Annotated in this window: 19 protein-coding genes; 13 read left to right on the plus strand and 6 right to left on the minus strand. The window is 60.4% G+C overall.

What is annotated here, in order from left to right:
* Positions 1-5: 5 nt before the first annotated feature.
* Both HEP89_RS29070 and HEP89_RS29075 read right to left on the minus strand, forming a co-directional pair.
* Positions 6-503, minus strand: coding sequence for an RES family NAD+ phosphorylase (locus HEP89_RS29070; RefSeq protein WP_075282916.1), 498 nt, complete (start codon positions 501-503; stop codon positions 6-8).
* A gap of 5 nt (positions 504-508) precedes the next feature.
* Complete coding sequence (locus HEP89_RS29075; protein WP_008188369.1) at positions 509-859, minus strand: antitoxin Xre/MbcA/ParS toxin-binding domain-containing protein; 351 nt, start codon at positions 857-859, stop codon at positions 509-511.
* Positions 860-1,272: 413 nt separating this feature from the next.
* On the opposite strand from HEP89_RS29075, the gene HEP89_RS29080 reads away from it, so the two are divergent.
* The 10 genes from HEP89_RS29080 to HEP89_RS29125 all read left to right on the plus strand — a co-directional run bounded on the left by HEP89_RS29080 (position 1,273) and on the right by HEP89_RS29125 (position 9,200).
* The gene (locus HEP89_RS29080) at positions 1,273-2,955 is read left to right on the plus strand and encodes a ParB/RepB/Spo0J family partition protein (RefSeq protein ID WP_168693766.1); all 1,683 of its coding nucleotides are present in this window, start codon (positions 1,273-1,275) and stop codon (positions 2,953-2,955) included.
* An 87-nt stretch (positions 2,956-3,042) separates the two neighbouring features.
* A complete protein-coding gene (locus tag HEP89_RS29085; protein WP_168693767.1) occupies positions 3,043-3,516 on the plus strand; it encodes a hypothetical protein in 474 nt (157 codons plus the stop codon).
* Entirely contained in the window at positions 3,513-4,388 is an 876-nt protein-coding gene (locus HEP89_RS29090) for a hypothetical protein (protein WP_168693768.1), read from the plus strand. Before HEP89_RS29085 ends, HEP89_RS29090 begins: the two co-directional genes overlap by 4 nt.
* A complete protein-coding gene (locus HEP89_RS29095) occupies positions 4,385-4,735 on the plus strand; it encodes a hypothetical protein (protein ID WP_168693769.1) in 351 nt (116 codons plus the stop codon). Before HEP89_RS29090 ends, HEP89_RS29095 begins: the two co-directional genes overlap by 4 nt.
* A 356-nt stretch (positions 4,736-5,091) precedes the next feature.
* Positions 5,092-5,679, plus strand: a complete 588-nt coding sequence (locus HEP89_RS29100; RefSeq protein WP_168693770.1) for a hypothetical protein — start codon at positions 5,092-5,094, stop codon at positions 5,677-5,679.
* 108 nt (positions 5,680-5,787) lie between these two features.
* A complete protein-coding gene (locus HEP89_RS29105; RefSeq protein WP_168693771.1) occupies positions 5,788-6,054 on the plus strand; it encodes a type II toxin-antitoxin system prevent-host-death family antitoxin in 267 nt (88 codons plus the stop codon).
* Positions 6,017-6,442, plus strand: coding sequence for a hypothetical protein (locus HEP89_RS29110; RefSeq protein ID WP_324252036.1), 426 nt, complete (start codon positions 6,017-6,019; stop codon positions 6,440-6,442). The genes HEP89_RS29105 and HEP89_RS29110 overlap by 38 nt, the downstream gene beginning before the upstream one ends.
* A 330-nt stretch (positions 6,443-6,772) precedes the next feature.
* Positions 6,773-6,958, plus strand: a complete 186-nt coding sequence (locus HEP89_RS29115; RefSeq protein WP_008188323.1) for a hypothetical protein — start codon at positions 6,773-6,775, stop codon at positions 6,956-6,958.
* A gap of 271 nt (positions 6,959-7,229) precedes the next feature.
* On the plus strand, positions 7,230-8,159 hold the full coding sequence (locus tag HEP89_RS29120; RefSeq protein WP_168693772.1) for a zincin-like metallopeptidase domain-containing protein: 930 nt from the start codon (positions 7,230-7,232) through the stop codon (positions 8,157-8,159).
* Between the two features lie 723 nt (positions 8,160-8,882).
* Positions 8,883-9,200 carry a DUF736 domain-containing protein gene (locus HEP89_RS29125; protein WP_075282947.1) on the plus strand — a complete coding sequence of 106 codons (318 nt, stop codon included), beginning with the start codon at positions 8,883-8,885 and terminating at the stop codon, positions 9,198-9,200.
* A gap of 87 nt (positions 9,201-9,287) precedes the next feature.
* On the opposite strand, the gene HEP89_RS29130 is transcribed toward HEP89_RS29125, so the two are convergent.
* Positions 9,288-9,548, minus strand: coding sequence for a WGR domain-containing protein (locus HEP89_RS29130; RefSeq protein WP_168693773.1), 261 nt, complete (start codon positions 9,546-9,548; stop codon positions 9,288-9,290).
* Positions 9,549-9,911: 363 nt separating this feature from the next.
* On the opposite strand from HEP89_RS29130, the gene HEP89_RS29135 reads away from it, so the two are divergent.
* The 3 genes from HEP89_RS29135 (at position 9,912) to HEP89_RS29145 (ending at position 10,860) form a co-directional block, all read left to right on the plus strand.
* The gene (locus HEP89_RS29135) at positions 9,912-10,076 is read left to right on the plus strand and encodes a hypothetical protein (protein ID WP_168693765.1); all 165 of its coding nucleotides are present in this window, start codon (positions 9,912-9,914) and stop codon (positions 10,074-10,076) included.
* Between the two features lie 245 nt (positions 10,077-10,321).
* A complete protein-coding gene (locus HEP89_RS29140; RefSeq protein ID WP_075282925.1) occupies positions 10,322-10,570 on the plus strand; it encodes a type II toxin-antitoxin system ParD family antitoxin in 249 nt (82 codons plus the stop codon).
* Positions 10,567-10,860, plus strand: coding sequence for a type II toxin-antitoxin system RelE/ParE family toxin (locus HEP89_RS29145; protein WP_075282926.1), 294 nt, complete (start codon positions 10,567-10,569; stop codon positions 10,858-10,860). Before HEP89_RS29140 ends, HEP89_RS29145 begins: the two co-directional genes overlap by 4 nt.
* Positions 10,861-10,893: 33 nt before the next feature.
* On the opposite strand, the gene traG is transcribed toward HEP89_RS29145, so the two are convergent.
* From traG to HEP89_RS29160, 3 genes are read right to left on the minus strand one after another with little or no spacing between them, the layout of a single operon-like run.
* Positions 10,894-12,813 (minus strand): Ti-type conjugative transfer system protein TraG, encoded by a 1,920-nt coding sequence (traG, locus tag HEP89_RS29150; RefSeq protein WP_168693774.1) that lies wholly within the window; start codon positions 12,811-12,813, stop codon positions 10,894-10,896.
* Positions 12,734-13,009, minus strand: a complete 276-nt coding sequence (locus HEP89_RS29155) for a conjugal transfer protein TraD (RefSeq protein WP_168693817.1) — start codon at positions 13,007-13,009, stop codon at positions 12,734-12,736. Before HEP89_RS29155 ends, traG begins: the two co-directional genes overlap by 80 nt.
* A gap of 28 nt (positions 13,010-13,037) precedes the next feature.
* A complete protein-coding gene (locus HEP89_RS29160) occupies positions 13,038-13,289 on the minus strand; it encodes a TraC family protein (RefSeq protein WP_168693775.1) in 252 nt (83 codons plus the stop codon).
* Between the last annotated feature and the right edge of the window lie 558 nt (positions 13,290-13,847).

Below are 13,847 nucleotides of genomic sequence, written 5' to 3' on the forward strand. Positions count from 1 at the left end.
GGTCCCTAACGCAATCGATCCTCGTCATCGATCAGTTCCAGGCAACAAGGTGCGGAGGGTCCCCATTTCCAGAGCACCAGGTTCATGTCACCGGGACCGGCCCCCTTGGCAAAGCTGCGAACGAGCAGCCCATTATGGCCGGCAGTGATCAGATCGCTCGCAAAGCGCTGGGTCCGTGCTTGTCCCTTGGTCTTCATTTGGTCGCGCCAGGCGGGATCGGCCAGGGCGACCTCATCGAGTCCTGCGGCTTCAAGGGCTGCCATGTCGGTTGTATCGAAGACCATCTCGATCTTCGCCCGGTAGCAGACAAGCGTGGTCGGCTGCAGATCGCCAACCTGGTTGGCTTCCCGCAAGGCTGTCAGCACCGATGTCGACGTGTAGAGCGCGGGTACACCTTTGGGGTTGAACCGGCCGCCATAAAGTGCGGCTCCCCGCCCGGACATCGGCTCGCGCGCATAGACCGGATTGAGCGCCCGGTAGAGTTTTCCGGAATAGCTGACCATCGCTCTCAGGCGTAAACGCCGGCGTCGACCGCGTCGATGAAGTCAAGAACCTCCTCGGCTCGGCCTTCCCGCACCAGCTGCATGGCCGTCCGCCCCGAAAATCCGGACAGCGGCTCTGAGCGAAACCAGGCATAAGCCATCAGGGCGGACCCGAAGCGCGGCTCTACCTTGTTGACGATCTCGACCATCTCGCGCAACCGGCGCTGGGTCTTGTCGGAACGCACCCGATCCTTGCGCTGTACCGCATCCTTGCCGAGACCGACGGTTCGCGCGATTTCCTCGCTGGTCGTACGAAATGCCTTGGCGATCTTGTTCGGCGCAAACAGCCCGTGATCCGAATAGGCTGCGAGATCCATGATGTTGCTCCACATATTTGCCGCTAATTTAGTCGCAATATAGCGTCATTATAAGCGGCATTCAATAGAAGCTCAGAATCCGCAGGGTCAAACAGATCCTCTATTGCCTGCCCCTTGCGCTCAATTTCGAACATTCCGCCTGCGAAGGAGGAATGGAGAAGGGGGAGGAAGGGAAGGGAACCGGTCACAGATCGGTCGAACTGGTGACGCTTTCGCTCAACCGCGCCTCTCGCCATCCCGGCCCGTCGTTCTTCGCAGGGCTGTCAGCCCCGCTCGTCCTGCCGGGCAGGGATGCTCGGCCGCAGTTGCACCGGCCCGCACGCTCCGCGGTCCGGGGGATGTCTTCAGGAAGAAGACCAGAAAGGGAGCCGGCGCCGTGCCGGGTCCACATTAATCCCGAAAAGGAGCTTCCCATGCATCTCATGAAGATCGATCCGCGTGCGCTGAAGGACAATCCCGACGATGCCCGCCGATCGAAATCGAGCCCGCAAGCCGATGCCCTGATGCTGGCCACCATCAAGGCCGTCGGCATCATCCAGCCACCGGTGGTCTCTCCCGAAACTGATGGCGGCAACAGCTTCATCATTCAGGCCGGTCACCGCCGTACCAGAGGCGCGATCGCCGCCGAATTCGACGAAATCGAGGTGCTTGTGGACAATGCGGCCGAGGACGGCGGCGCCATGCGCTCCATGGTCGAGAATATCGCCCGCGAACCGCTCAACCCGGTCGACCAGTGGCGAGCTATCGAGCGGCTGGTCGCGCTCGCCTGGAGTGAGGAAGGCATCGCGGCAGCGCTTTCGCTTCCCGTTCGCCAGATCAGGAAACTCCGGCTTCTCGCCAACGTTCTGCCCGCCATGCTCGACCAGATGGCCAGGGGCGACATGCCCGACGAGCGTCAGCTCCGGACGATCGCGGCAGCCTCGCTCGATGAGCAAAAGCAAGTCTGGAAAGCGCACAAGCCGAAGCGAGACGAGACAACCTCCTGGTGGTCGGTCGCCAACGGTCTCTCCAAGACCCGCATGTATGCCCGTGACGCCAGCTTCGATGATGAGCTTGCGCAGGCTTACGGCATCGCCTGGGTGGAGGACCTGTTCGCTCCGGCCGACGAAGACAGCCGCTACACGACTGATGTCGAGGCCTTTCTCGGCGCCCAGCAGGAATGGATGACCAACAATCTGCCGAAGGGCGGCATCATCACCGAAGTCAGCGGCTGGAACGGGCCGGACCTGCCGAAGAAGGCCGAGCGGGTTTATGGAAAGCCAAAAAAATCTGACCATACGGCGATGTATCTCGACCGCGACGGCAAGGTGCAGTCGGTGGTCTACCGGATGCCCGAGCCGAAGGCGGTCACCGGAAAACAGTCGAGTGACAAGACGGAGGAGGGTGGTGCCGCTGCCCTGCCGGCGCAGCGCCCGGACGTTACCCAGAAGGGCCAGGACATGATCGGCGACTTCCGCACCGACGCGCTTCACGAGGCGCTCGGCCGTGCACCGATCGAGGACGACACGCTGATGGCGCTGCTCGTCATCGCCTTTGCCGGCAACAATGTCCGCGTCGATACGGGGACCGGCAATTCCATCTCCTTCCGCAACAGAATAGCACCCCTTGCCGCCTCGCTCGTCGATGAAACCGGCAAGTTGTCTTTCGACATGGATGGGCTCAGGGTCGCGGTGCGATCGGTGTTGGTCGAGGTGCTGTCGTGCCGTCGCAACATGTCGAACAGCGGCATTGTCTCGCGCATCGCCGGCGACGTCGTCGGGGCCGACAGCTTCCTGCCCAATATGGGGACGGAAGATTTCCTCCTCTGCCTCTCCCGGCAGGCGCTTGAGGCGGCTTGCGCGGAAACGTCGGTGCAGCCGCGCAACAAGGTGCGCGAGACCCGTGCCGCCCTCGTCGAGCATTTCAAGGAAGCGAGCTTTGTCCACGCGTCCGCACTGTTTGCGCCCGACGCGAACGAGCTCGCCGACTGGAAGGCTCGCAACGAGATCGTCGAGGACGAGGATGCCGGCAATATGGATCGCCCGGAAGACCAGACCGAAGCGAGCGATACCGGCCCCACCGCCGTCCCTGAGGCTTTTCTCGAAGCCGCCGAATAGCGGTCCTTTTTCCTTCAGAACGCACTTCGCGCCGCCGGCATCGTCCGGCGGCGTTTCCGTTTCCAACCAAATCAAGAGGAGGACGACATGTCCGCTCAGTCCATTTTCGACCATTCCCCGCTTGGTGCGATCATCCACTTTTCCGACGGCACGCCCCGTCCGCCCGAACGGCACCGCCGTAAACTTCAGGCGTGGGAGCGCAACAACAACACCGGCCAGCTGGTGAAGAAACAGGCCGGTGCCACCGTTGGCAATACGCCGATGCCGGCCAGCTTTACGCTTCATGTGGGGGATTTCGGCAGCAAGGCTGTCGTGGTGCTCCGGGTTTTTCGAACGTTCTCAGTCATGAGCGCGCTCGACTTCTCGGTCATCGAACGGCCTGCAGCCGGTTCGATCCTCGTGCTTGACCGCCCCGGCGATGCCGGCGAACTGGTTCATGTCGCTGAAGACCGGCAGGCGACCGACGAATGGCTGTCGCGTCATGGCTATCCCAATGCTGTGCTGTATGAAGTGGGTGCTGAAGACATCGCCGCCAGTCGCGGGGAGGGGAGGGCAGCATGACTTTCCCTCAGTCAGAACCCGATAGGGCGGCGGCGCCAAAGGTTCGTTTCGCCACCAGCGCTGAAGGGTTTCCCGTCGCGCGCGTCGGCGATACGGCTTTCGCCATGTTGCCCGGCCGCGGTGATACGCACTTTCTGGCCACGGCCTGGCGCGTGCGTCGGCCGCTCGACGAACTCGGTCGCAATGATTTCTACGGGCATGGCGGAGAGCTTGCCGGTGAGGAGGCGTTCCGCGCCAAGGTGCTCGAACAGGCCGAGCACGCCCGCGAAAAGCTTGCCCTCGGGCGCCGGGAGGTCCGCTGCCACGCGAACACGCCATGGGGACCCTCGCAGGGGGTGACGGTCTTTGCCGAGGGAGTGGTCTGTCATTCGACCGCTGGTCATGGAGGTTTCCATCTTTCCTCCGATCGCAACACGAAGGTCGACCAGCGGATTCGCCGGCCAGGTGGCTGGTACGAAGAAGATGTCGAATGGGCAATCGTCGCGCTTACCTTTCCGCATCTCTTCACCAGCTTCGAGCTGCGCAACGCCGAGCAGACCGTGAAAGACAGTTGGCCGGATGCCTGGGAAGCGATTTTCGAAACCTTGCTCGAACCCGGCCAATCCCACGAGAAAGATCGGCGCGCGTTTCATGCCCGGCATGCTGGCGACTGGATCGCCATCTCCGCCATCAGGTCGGAGCAGCACGGCGGTTTTGTGGAGGTCATCGCCACCCTTGGCGGCGCGCGAGGGCAAGATGCCGAACAACGCCGGTTCCTCGTTCCGTCCGCCGAATACGAGATCGGCCGTTTCGGTTTCGTCGTCGATCCGGCCCGGCATGATGAATACGACGGCCCTTCGAGCTTCATCGGGTGGAGGCCGAGTTCGCCATGACCCGTTTGCTTCTTCTCCGCCGAATGGAAACCGCGCGCCGGCAGACAAAGGCGCATCTGGATCTGATCGAGCGCCAGATCGCGGCCCGGGCCGAACGCATGACGATCAGCGCCCAGGCCCAGGCCAAGGCCAAGGCAAGATCGCATCCGCGTGGCCGCTCCCACTGGACACGGTCCGACGACGCCCTGTTCCGGGAGTATGTGGACCAGCTCAGTTTCGAGCGCCGCGGCGAAATCGATGCACTCACCCGAAAATTGTCCCGGCAGGAGCGGGCGATCGCAGCCGTCAGGGCGAAGATCACCATTGAGGGTTGGGGTGCCAAAGCGGATACGCAACCCGCATTGTGACGGAAGGGCATTTGCGGCGGGCACTGGTCGTTCCCTTCACGATGGGCGTCGGTGGAATGCCACCCCGGCCGGCCTCCCTTCGGTTCTGGTCGCGGTCGTAAACCGGCTGCCGGAGCCTTCAAGGCCGCTGACGCGCCGCGGTGCGGCCGCGCGCCCCATCCTCGTCAAACCTGTCCCGCGGGACTGCGCGAGGGCTCGATAAGCCCTGCTGGCCCGCGGGACAGGTTTGCTCGTCCTGGGTTCGCGCGGACCTTGATGCCTCCGTCTTTCCGCCGGCTTCTATTGCCCGCGCCCGAAGGGAGGGCCGGCGGGGCCGGCTCGAGCCTTCGGTCCAAAGTCGAAGGAAAGGAACTCTCATGACCAGCAACGCCCGTCCCTCCCGTCAATCCGGCAAGGTCGTCCAGCTCCGCAAGGGTGCGACCCTCGAAATGGTTCGGCACACCTGCCCCGACAGTGCCCAGGCCTCGCTCATCTCTGAAAGCTTCGGTCTTCCCGTCATCGACAGTGACGGCATCCGCGATCTCCACCATCAGATGATCATCGATACATCCGACTCTCTCAATGAGGGTCTCGGCAACCGGGCCATGCAGATCCATCTCCAGCGCATTGTCGGATCCTATGTCGGCTCCGCCCACGGCGCCGGCCAGTTCTATTCCAAGGCCGTGACCGAAGCACGCGATGCCACAGCGAAGGGCGCCAATAACACGCGTGACGAAGACCTCGACGGTCCCGTCGGTTTTGACGGCGCTGCTCACCGAAAACGCGAGTTCGCTGCCGATATGGGCCTGCAGGCCCACGCACTTCGCTGCGCGGCCGAGGGCGTCGTGGCGGCCTACGAGAACGTTGTCGGCGAGGCCTGGAAGCCCTTCCAGCGCCAGGTCGAAAATCCCGGCCAGTCTGTCGACCGGAAAGCGGCTGAATTGCAGATGGCGGCGTTTGGCTGATGTTCCAGGGCGGGGCTTCGGCTCCGCCTAATTTCCTGCCTGATCACGAGTTCAAATTGACAAAACAACGTAAAATACGTATTTTACGTAAAGCGATGGAGCTTTGCGATGAAACAGTACACTTTCTCTGACATGAACCGATCCTCGGGCGAAATCCTCGAAGCGGCGATGATCGAGCCGGTCGTGCTCACCAAGCACGGCAAGGAGAAGCTTTTTGTTCTTTCCGCCCGTGACTATCACCGCATGCGCGGTGAGCCGAGCCCGACGAAGTCCTATTCCCTGCATGATATTCCGGACGATGTCCATGAGGAACTGATGTCGGGACTAGGCGCTATTCTTGAACCTGTCAAAGATGATGCCAGGGACGATGTTTAAGCAGGGTGACGTCGCCGAATTCCACTATCTGTGGCATCGCGAAGCGGAAAGGGGTGAGGAATCCGGCCGGAAACCTCGCCCTGTTTGTGTCGTCATCAAGACGCCCGGGAACCCGGACGTCGTGTTTCTCTTTCCTTTTACCTCAAAGCCGCCTTTGGACGGCCAACTTGCGCTAAACGTTCCTGAAATCGAGTGCCGGCGCATAGGCCTTGCATCTCCGTGCTGGGTCATTCTCGACGAGTTCAATCGCGTCGAGATGGACAAGGACTATGACTTTGTTTCTACCGAGCCTATCGGCTCGGTCAGCGCGGCGTTCCTCCGAGAGATTGCCACGACCATAAAGCAAGCAGCCCAAGCTTCTGCCATCAAGGCCGTGAAGCGGACCTGACTTCCCTTCGAGCGCTCCCGGGCGGCAAGTCCACCGTTCTTCAAGATCTCCCTCTTTTCGCTGCGGTTGGAGAGGATGGCTGATTGTCCACTTCAGTCGTTGCCAGGATGCGTGCAGCAACAGGCTCATTTCACAGAGGCAATCCAATCCCGCTCTTTGAGAGATGGCATTCCTGGTGCGGCGCGGACTTCCACGATCAACCCGTAAAGGGTCCGCTAGCGAGCTGCGGCCGCTTGGCTTTGGCCGGCGCGGTGATCGCGTCCGCTTGACCGCACACTGACGGAGCCATCAAGAGCGGGAATTGGCCCGCTCCAACGATGGAGCCCTCAAATGCAGCACGATCTTTCCCTCGCCCAGAAGCATGCCTGGAACCTCGCCCGCACCCTCATGACTCCGATTGTCCTCTTTAAATCCGGCGGTGAATACGGCGTCCTCCCGGCAGACGAGATCGAAGACGCCGATGTCGAAGTGCTCTTCGAGTACGACCCCTACAGCGGCGGCCACTCCATCCACTGACTACTCATCTTTTCCTTGATGGCGGCGCCTGGCGCCGCCTTCCCGCTGCGCGGCAGCACCGGCCGTGGCCCGTCCCGGGAAAGTCCAGGCGGAGCCGGCAGCAGCTGCAACGGCGTTGCCGTCCTCCTCTTCGTTTCGGCCCTGCGCCACCCCGCCGCGCTTCGCACGCCGGGGCCCCGGCTTGGGTGCAGCTCCTGCCTCCGCGCTCCGCCATTTCGGACCCCGTAACGGACCGCGATCGGCGCGGTCCTGAATGCAGGAGGTTTGAATAATGAAGAGAAAAGAGAAAAGTCCGCGCGCCGACATCTACACGCGGATCACGGAGAAAATCGTCGCCGATCTTGAGAAGGGAACCCGCCCCTGGATCAAACCCTGGAGTGCGGGAAGGCTCGAAGGCCGGATTACACGGCCGCTCAGACATACCGGCGAGCCATACACGGGCATCAACGTTCTGCTGCTCTGGTCGGAAAGCGTCGCCCGCGGCTTTGAAGCACCGCTCTGGATGACTTACCGGCAGGCCAGCCAGATCGGCGCGCAGGTTCGCAAGGGAGAAACCGGCGCAACCGTCGTCTATGCCAGCCGGTTCACCAAGACCGAAACGGATTCCCGCGGCGATGAGGTCGAACGCGATATCCCGTTTCTGAAGACGTACACGGTCTTTAACTGCGATCAGATCGACGGGCTTCCCGAACACTATTACCACCGGCCGGAAAAGGTCATCGATCCGGTTGAACGGATCGAGCACGCGGACCGGTTCTTCGCCAACACCGGTGCGATCATCCGCCACGGCGGATCGAAAGCCTTCTACGCGCCGGCAAGCGATCACATCCAGATGCCGCCCTTCGAGACGTTTCGGGACGCTGCATCCTACGTCGCTGTCCTCAGCCACGAGCATGTCCACTGGACTGCACCAGAAAGCAGGGTCGGACGCGACCTGTCACGTTACCACAAGGACCGCACCGAACGTGCACGCGAAGAGCTCGTGGCCGAACTCGGAAGCTGTTTTCTCTGCGCCGATCTCGGCATCGCGCCGGAGCTCGAGCCCCGGCCGGATCACGCCAGCTACCTTCAGTCCTGGCTCAAGGTGCTCAAGGGTGACAAGCGGGCGATTTTTCAGGCGGCGGCCCATGCACAGCGCGCGGTGACCTATCTGCACGCTCTTCAGCCCACACAGGTCAGCGAAGACCGGCAGGCGGCCTGATACTTTCCCTAACTGATGCCACCGCGGAGGGCAATCAGCCCTCCGTCATGCACCTGCGCGTACTTTCGCCAGGTGCCGGCGTACAATCGACGACGCTTTCCATGATGATGGCGGCACAGCGCAGTCGGGCCAGTGTCCTCGACTTGGTCCAGGGCAGCAGGAGATCACTGCACCACCATTCGACTGAAACGGCACAGGAAAAGCGAGAGCCCGTGTCAGAAGCATTGATGCAATATGCACCGGTTCCCCTTTCCGTCGCCAGCTTTTGCCACCCCGACCTGCCGCTGGACGTACGCGGACAAAGCAGGGATTGCCGGTCTGTTCGGAGCTTAAAGATCGACAATTCCCCGGACTGGCATCAACGCCAATAACGCACGCTCATTTTCGTCTCGTATGCAGCCGTGGATCGGTGGTCCGGACACGACGTTCGCAGGTCTTCATTTCCTTAAAATGTCACATACGCGCCGCCCAAAGCGGTCTCGATTGAGGCATGTCTGACCGGGACCCGGCTTCGCCTCGCTCGGCTAGACGCAACGGCGGATAGAAACTTTCTTCCCCTTCGAACTGGCGTTCGAATTCCTCACGGGTAGCCAAGAAAGTGTCTTCCCGCCGTCCTCCATTTCATTTCGGTTCCGCAGGAATGCGCGCCGATCGTTCCCGGTCTCTTCGACAGCCATCGAGGCCGCGATGGTCGTGGCCCGAAACATCGAAAGGATGAAGACAATGGCAAACATCGGCACATTCACCACCACGAAGAACGGCTTCACCGGTCAGATCAAGACGCTGGCCCTCAACGTCAAGGCCCGCCTCGAGCGCGTCGAAAACCCCTCCGAAAACGGCCCGCAATTCCGCATCTACTCAGGTTCAGTTGAGCTAGGAGCCGGATGGCAGAAGCAGGCGAAAGACACCGAGCGCGACTACATCTCGGTCAAGCTGGACGACCCGAGTTTCCCCGCTCCGATCTACGCCACCCTCATCGAGGTGGAAGGTCAGGAAGGCCTGCAGCTCATCTGGTCCCGCCCGAACGGCAACCGCGACTAAGCGACCAGCACGAGGGCCTCTCCACAAGCGGGCCCTCGATCGCCATTACCCGAGCACAGCGCATCTGTCACCTGATCGGTGCAGACGTTATTCGGCGCCGGCGATTGTCTCCCGATATCCCCGCCGCTTCTTGGTCCGCTCTATCCGCACCAGGGCATTGGTGGCATCGGCCGGGCAGTCAAATGTCTCCATCATCGTCTGTCCCCGGGTTCCGATACGTCCCCAATCGCGAATGAGCGAAGCGCCGCCAAACAGCGTTGGCTGAACGATGAGGCAATAGAACCGCCGCATGTTCCGGGCCGGGTCAATGCGGTGAAGATGGACCGGCTCGCGTTGTTGTGAAGGCATGGGAAGAGTCTCGCTGACGAGGCTGGTTCCGTCCAATGACTTCTATGAATCGATAATCCTTAATCGATTCACGCCCTTCATCCGTGTTTTCCTTTTCGAAAGCTGAGAAGGCAGCCGCGCATCGAGCGCGGCAGCCTTCTTTTCTAGCCGAAACCGGGTGAGGCCTGGTCTGCTCAGATCGCCCGAGTGTAGTGCGGCGGCAAGTCTGCCCCAAGGACGCACGGTCCCCCCAATTTTCCGGCTACGCCAGAAAATCGGCACCCCCGCGCGCCGCCGCCGGCGGTCGCTTGCGCGATCCCTGACCCAGCCTCACCGCCACACCTTCGGGCGTCATCTTTCAAAGACAATCAAGAGGAGATGACGATGCACCTTGAAATCCAGATTGAAGAACTTCGCGCAGAGCTTCGCAACGCTGTCGATGCCGGCGAGCGCTGCCAGATAACGGCAGAGCTGGAGATGCTGAGAGCAGAGCTTGCGGTCATTGCGTCGGATCAGGACAAAACAATCGAAAGCGTGCCGCCCTTATAAGGCGGCCGTTTCTCGTCTTCGCGATGGAAAGCCTTGGCCCGGATCGACCGGACCAAGGCTTGTTTGACGACCGGCAGATTGCCTCCTCGGTTTTAGAATTGTCATTCCCGGTGAAAACGGTTCTCACGGACGTCCGCATTCGAGCGACTAATTGCCGGTGTCAACTCCAAGCTCGTTCTTGTCTGTTTGCCTTTCGTGTAATACATATTGGTACTAAAGAATGCCTCAGAAATAGGAGAGCACCAATGGCCCGGAACACGTCCGTAACGCTTGGGGATCATTTCACCGGGTTTATCAGCGATCAGGTGCAGACAGGCCGCTACGGCTCCGCCAGCGACGTCGTGCGGGCGGGGTTGCGGCTACTGGAGGAACATGAGGCGAAGGTAAAGGCGCTGCAGGATGCGTTGATTGCCGGGGAACGCTCGGGCGAACCCCAGCCTTTTGATTTCGATGAATTCAAGGCACGCAAACGTGCAGAGTATGAGAGCCGATGAAGGTTCTTGTCTTCTCTCCCGCAGCAAAAATGGACCTTGAGCACATTTGGGATCACAGCGTTGAGATTTGGGGTCTGGATCAAGCAGATCGCTACCTTGACGAGATAAGGGACGCCTGCTTTGGTCTGGCTTCCGGTGACCGGCGAGGCAGGCCGGTAGATGTGCGTGCCGGGTATCTGAAGTATGCTACGGGAGTGCACATGGTCTATTTCCGTGATCACGTTGACCGGTTGGAGGTCATCCGCATATTGCACCAGAGGCAGGACGTGAGCCGGAATCTACCGACATAGCAATTGGCGTGGACCAGGAGGGTTCCCGCATCCTTACCGTCGCTCTGTTCCGAACCGCGACGCCGTCACTTTTTCAGTCATCTCCTTCCTTCGAAAGAACATCGCCCGGCCACACCGCAGCGGCTCATTCCCGCTGGTGAAAACAATCTGCTCATCGGACCGCATCTGCAGAACTTCATGCGGCTGAATGAGAGGACGCTGAGAGAGCTGCCGGGAGCGGTTTCGCGAAACTTGCCCGCCCCGTGAGGACCGGCTCACCTGTTCAACCTCGATTGTCGTCATGCCGCATCGCTCGGAAATATACCGCGCCGTGTCCGGATCGTTGATCGCGGCGAAGGACACCCAGGAGGCGGATTCGAACCATTTGGAGGTTGCGTCGCGGCCGCCGAATGCCTCCCGCATCTGCCCGAGCGACTGGAACAGCATGACGAGCGAGATGCCATATTTGCGGCCGGCATCGCGTGCCGTCTCGATGATGCGCATGTAGCCGAGACGTGCGACTTCATCGAGCAGGAAGAGAACCCGGCCGTTGATGTCTCCGTCGCGGTTGTAGACCGCTTTCAGAAACGCGCCGATGATCACTCGGGCCATGCCAGGATGATTTTCCAGGGTGGACAGATCGATATTGAGGAAAATTGTCGTCCGGCCGTTGGCGATGATGTCGGTTTTGAATGTGTTGCCTGAGACGAGCGCGGCATAGGTCTCATAGGAGAGCCAGTGGGTTTCCTTGGCGGCCGTCGCATAAACGCCGGAGAAGGTTTGCGGCGTCATGTTGATGAAGGGACCGACGAGTTCTTTCACGAACTCGTTTGGCGCCGTGTCGTGAATGTCGGCCAGGAACTCCTTCAGGTTCTCTTCCGGTTTGGTGAGAATGCTGCGCACCGTGCGCAGCGACCGCTTTCCAGAAGAGTTGTCCAGGTCGGAAAAGACGACATGGGCGATCACGCTGGTGATGAGCTGTTCCGCATTGGTGCGGAAGAAGTCGTCCGCTCCGGAGGCTATCCGCGGCTTCTCCGACATGAGCCAGGCTGCGACCGTTGCCATGTCCTCTTCCATGGAGGATCCAAACTGTCCGATCCAGTCGAGGACATTGAAGCCGACGCTTGGATTTTTCGGATCGAGGCAAATGACCTTTTGGCCCATCGCGTTGCGGCTGCCTGCCACCATTGGTGCAATTTCAGTCGAGGGATCGAGGACGATCATTGACCCGGGATATTGGAGACAGGTCGGGATGACGACCGATGTGGTTTTGTATCCACCAGAGCCGGCGAAGACGATGCCGTGTGTGGATCCAAAGCCCTGTTCGAAAGCGACGAGGGGAGCCTTGCCGCCCTTGCCCCAGGTGTTGCTGTGGCGGGGATCGAAATTGATTTCCGAAACGCTGTCCTGATCGACGCGATAGCGTTCGCCGATGACGATACCTCCGTTCTCGGCAAACATCCTCGCGGCGGTTCGGTTGTCCATCCAATCGCTTTCGCCATGGATGCTTCTGCGACCGGAAACGCGTTTCGGCCGGTTGTTGCCGAAGGCTCTGTTGCCCCTCAAGCCTACCTTCAAACCGAACAGGCCGACAAAGAGCGCCCCAACCGCACCACCGATCGAATAGAGATCGGCGTACTGCAGAACCGACCCTGGCTGAACTTGCTCTGAGAAAGCATTGAGCCGCAGCGCCTCCCGGAGCGCGGCAAAGGCAAAGACCATCAGGCCTCCGCCGAGGACCCCGAAGCCAGCCCATTTGATGTCGAGACTGCCACGTACCGAGAAGAGAACGATGAGCCCCAGTCCGGCAGAGACAAGAAAGGGAAGGGTGAGCCCGATCCGGCCGAGCAACAGATAGGCTTTCTGCGTCGTGGCGATGGACGCCAGCCAGGTTTCAATCCCGGTGAGGCCCCATAGCGCTATCAGCATCAGGGCTATCGGGATCAGGAACAGCAACGCCCTTTTGAGTGTCATTCTTGAATGCGGCCTTTCCGATCGCGCGCCATCTGTCGCGCTGATTTGTGTCGCCAAGGCGGTTCGAAGCATCCATGAGAATGCCGAGAAGGATGGCCTTGTCTGTCTCGCGAAGTCCGGCTTTGACGATCAGGCCGCCGAGCTGGATTTTTTCGCGTGCGTCTTTCTTGCGGTCTAGCAATCGCGTTCGCCTTATCCGGTTTTCCAGACTTCTGAATTGCCCTTCAATTCTGCGGAGCTGCAGCGTGAGCTTGTGAAGCGGCCGGCTTTTGAAATCGGGCGGCGAGGTCGTTCAAGGCTTTGGCGAGTTCAGACTCATCAATGTCGAGTTCGGCGAGGCCGCTCTCCATGACGAGCTTGGCGACGCGCTCGGACTGCTTTTTGAGCACCTGCCTTTTCTTCTGCTGGAGCTTGGCAATCTGAGCTTCGATGTCGTCGATCTGCTCGGATGCGGTTTTGGAAGTGCGCGGAGCCATCAGATTTTCCTTGATTTTAAATGGGTTGTTTAAAGGGAGAGGGCTCGCTCATAGCGTGTCATATTCCTCAAGTCGAGCTTGGTTGCAAAACTTGTCGTGGATACAACCAAGAAGGAGTCCGCTTCGAAAAAAGCGGAGCGGCCTCGCGGCAAGCTGAAGCGCTCCCTGAAGATCCGGTTTTCCAGCCCGTGAGGGCCGCAGTCCGGTTTTGAAGAAAACCGGACGGAGCAGGCGAAGGCTTGAACGCGCTCCCCATAAAGCGCTGAAGAGAAAGCCGAAGCCTGTGGTAAATCGGATCTGGGCGGTGGCGGACTTGCCACATCACCCGCACGGCAGACCGGCAGAGAACGGAGTTTTTCTGAAGCCAGGGCGGCGCTTCCAGCGTCCTATCGCCGCAAACGGCGATAGCTCTCAAGCGGAAACGATTTTCAATCGTTGAGTGCAGAGCGCACTTATAGGATTGCATCTGCAATCCTGTGCTGGTACGAACGTTGAAATGCAACCAATGGGCTGCAATCCCCGTCTTCGCCGTTCTGGCGCTTTGTCTCCCCGCTATCC

The organism is Labrenzia sp. 5N (assembly GCF_012395805.1).
GTDB classification, from domain to species: domain Bacteria; phylum Pseudomonadota; class Alphaproteobacteria; order Rhizobiales; family Stappiaceae; genus Roseibium; species Roseibium algicola.

What these genes read in the sequence shown, in the direction of transcription:
- HEP89_RS29070 (WP_075282916.1), bottom strand. Translation starts at nt 503, where the DNA reads ATGGTCAGCTATTCCGGAAAACTCTACCGGGCGCTCAATCCGGTCTAT.
- HEP89_RS29075 (WP_008188369.1), bottom strand. Translation starts at nt 859, where the DNA reads ATGGATCTCGCAGCCTATTCGGATCACGGGCTGTTTGCGCCGAACAAG.
- HEP89_RS29080 (WP_168693766.1), top strand. Translation starts at nt 1,273, where the DNA reads ATGCATCTCATGAAGATCGATCCGCGTGCGCTGAAGGACAATCCCGAC.
- HEP89_RS29085 (WP_168693767.1), top strand. Translation starts at nt 3,043, where the DNA reads ATGTCCGCTCAGTCCATTTTCGACCATTCCCCGCTTGGTGCGATCATC.
- HEP89_RS29090 (WP_168693768.1), top strand. Translation starts at nt 3,513, where the DNA reads ATGACTTTCCCTCAGTCAGAACCCGATAGGGCGGCGGCGCCAAAGGTT.
- HEP89_RS29095 (WP_168693769.1), top strand. Translation starts at nt 4,385, where the DNA reads ATGACCCGTTTGCTTCTTCTCCGCCGAATGGAAACCGCGCGCCGGCAG.
- HEP89_RS29100 (WP_168693770.1), top strand. Translation starts at nt 5,092, where the DNA reads ATGACCAGCAACGCCCGTCCCTCCCGTCAATCCGGCAAGGTCGTCCAG.
- HEP89_RS29105 (WP_168693771.1), top strand. Translation starts at nt 5,788, where the DNA reads ATGAAACAGTACACTTTCTCTGACATGAACCGATCCTCGGGCGAAATC.
- HEP89_RS29115 (WP_008188323.1), top strand. Translation starts at nt 6,773, where the DNA reads ATGCAGCACGATCTTTCCCTCGCCCAGAAGCATGCCTGGAACCTCGCC.
- HEP89_RS29120 (WP_168693772.1), top strand. Translation starts at nt 7,230, where the DNA reads ATGAAGAGAAAAGAGAAAAGTCCGCGCGCCGACATCTACACGCGGATC.
- HEP89_RS29125 (WP_075282947.1), top strand. Translation starts at nt 8,883, where the DNA reads ATGGCAAACATCGGCACATTCACCACCACGAAGAACGGCTTCACCGGT.
- HEP89_RS29130 (WP_168693773.1), bottom strand. Translation starts at nt 9,548, where the DNA reads ATGCCTTCACAACAACGCGAGCCGGTCCATCTTCACCGCATTGACCCG.
- HEP89_RS29135 (WP_168693765.1), top strand. Translation starts at nt 9,912, where the DNA reads ATGCACCTTGAAATCCAGATTGAAGAACTTCGCGCAGAGCTTCGCAAC.
- HEP89_RS29140 (WP_075282925.1), top strand. Translation starts at nt 10,322, where the DNA reads ATGGCCCGGAACACGTCCGTAACGCTTGGGGATCATTTCACCGGGTTT.
- HEP89_RS29145 (WP_075282926.1), top strand. Translation starts at nt 10,567, where the DNA reads ATGAAGGTTCTTGTCTTCTCTCCCGCAGCAAAAATGGACCTTGAGCAC.
- traG (WP_168693774.1), bottom strand. Translation starts at nt 12,813, where the DNA reads ATGACACTCAAAAGGGCGTTGCTGTTCCTGATCCCGATAGCCCTGATG.
- HEP89_RS29160 (WP_168693775.1), bottom strand. Translation starts at nt 13,289, where the DNA reads ATGGCTCCGCGCACTTCCAAAACCGCATCCGAGCAGATCGACGACATC.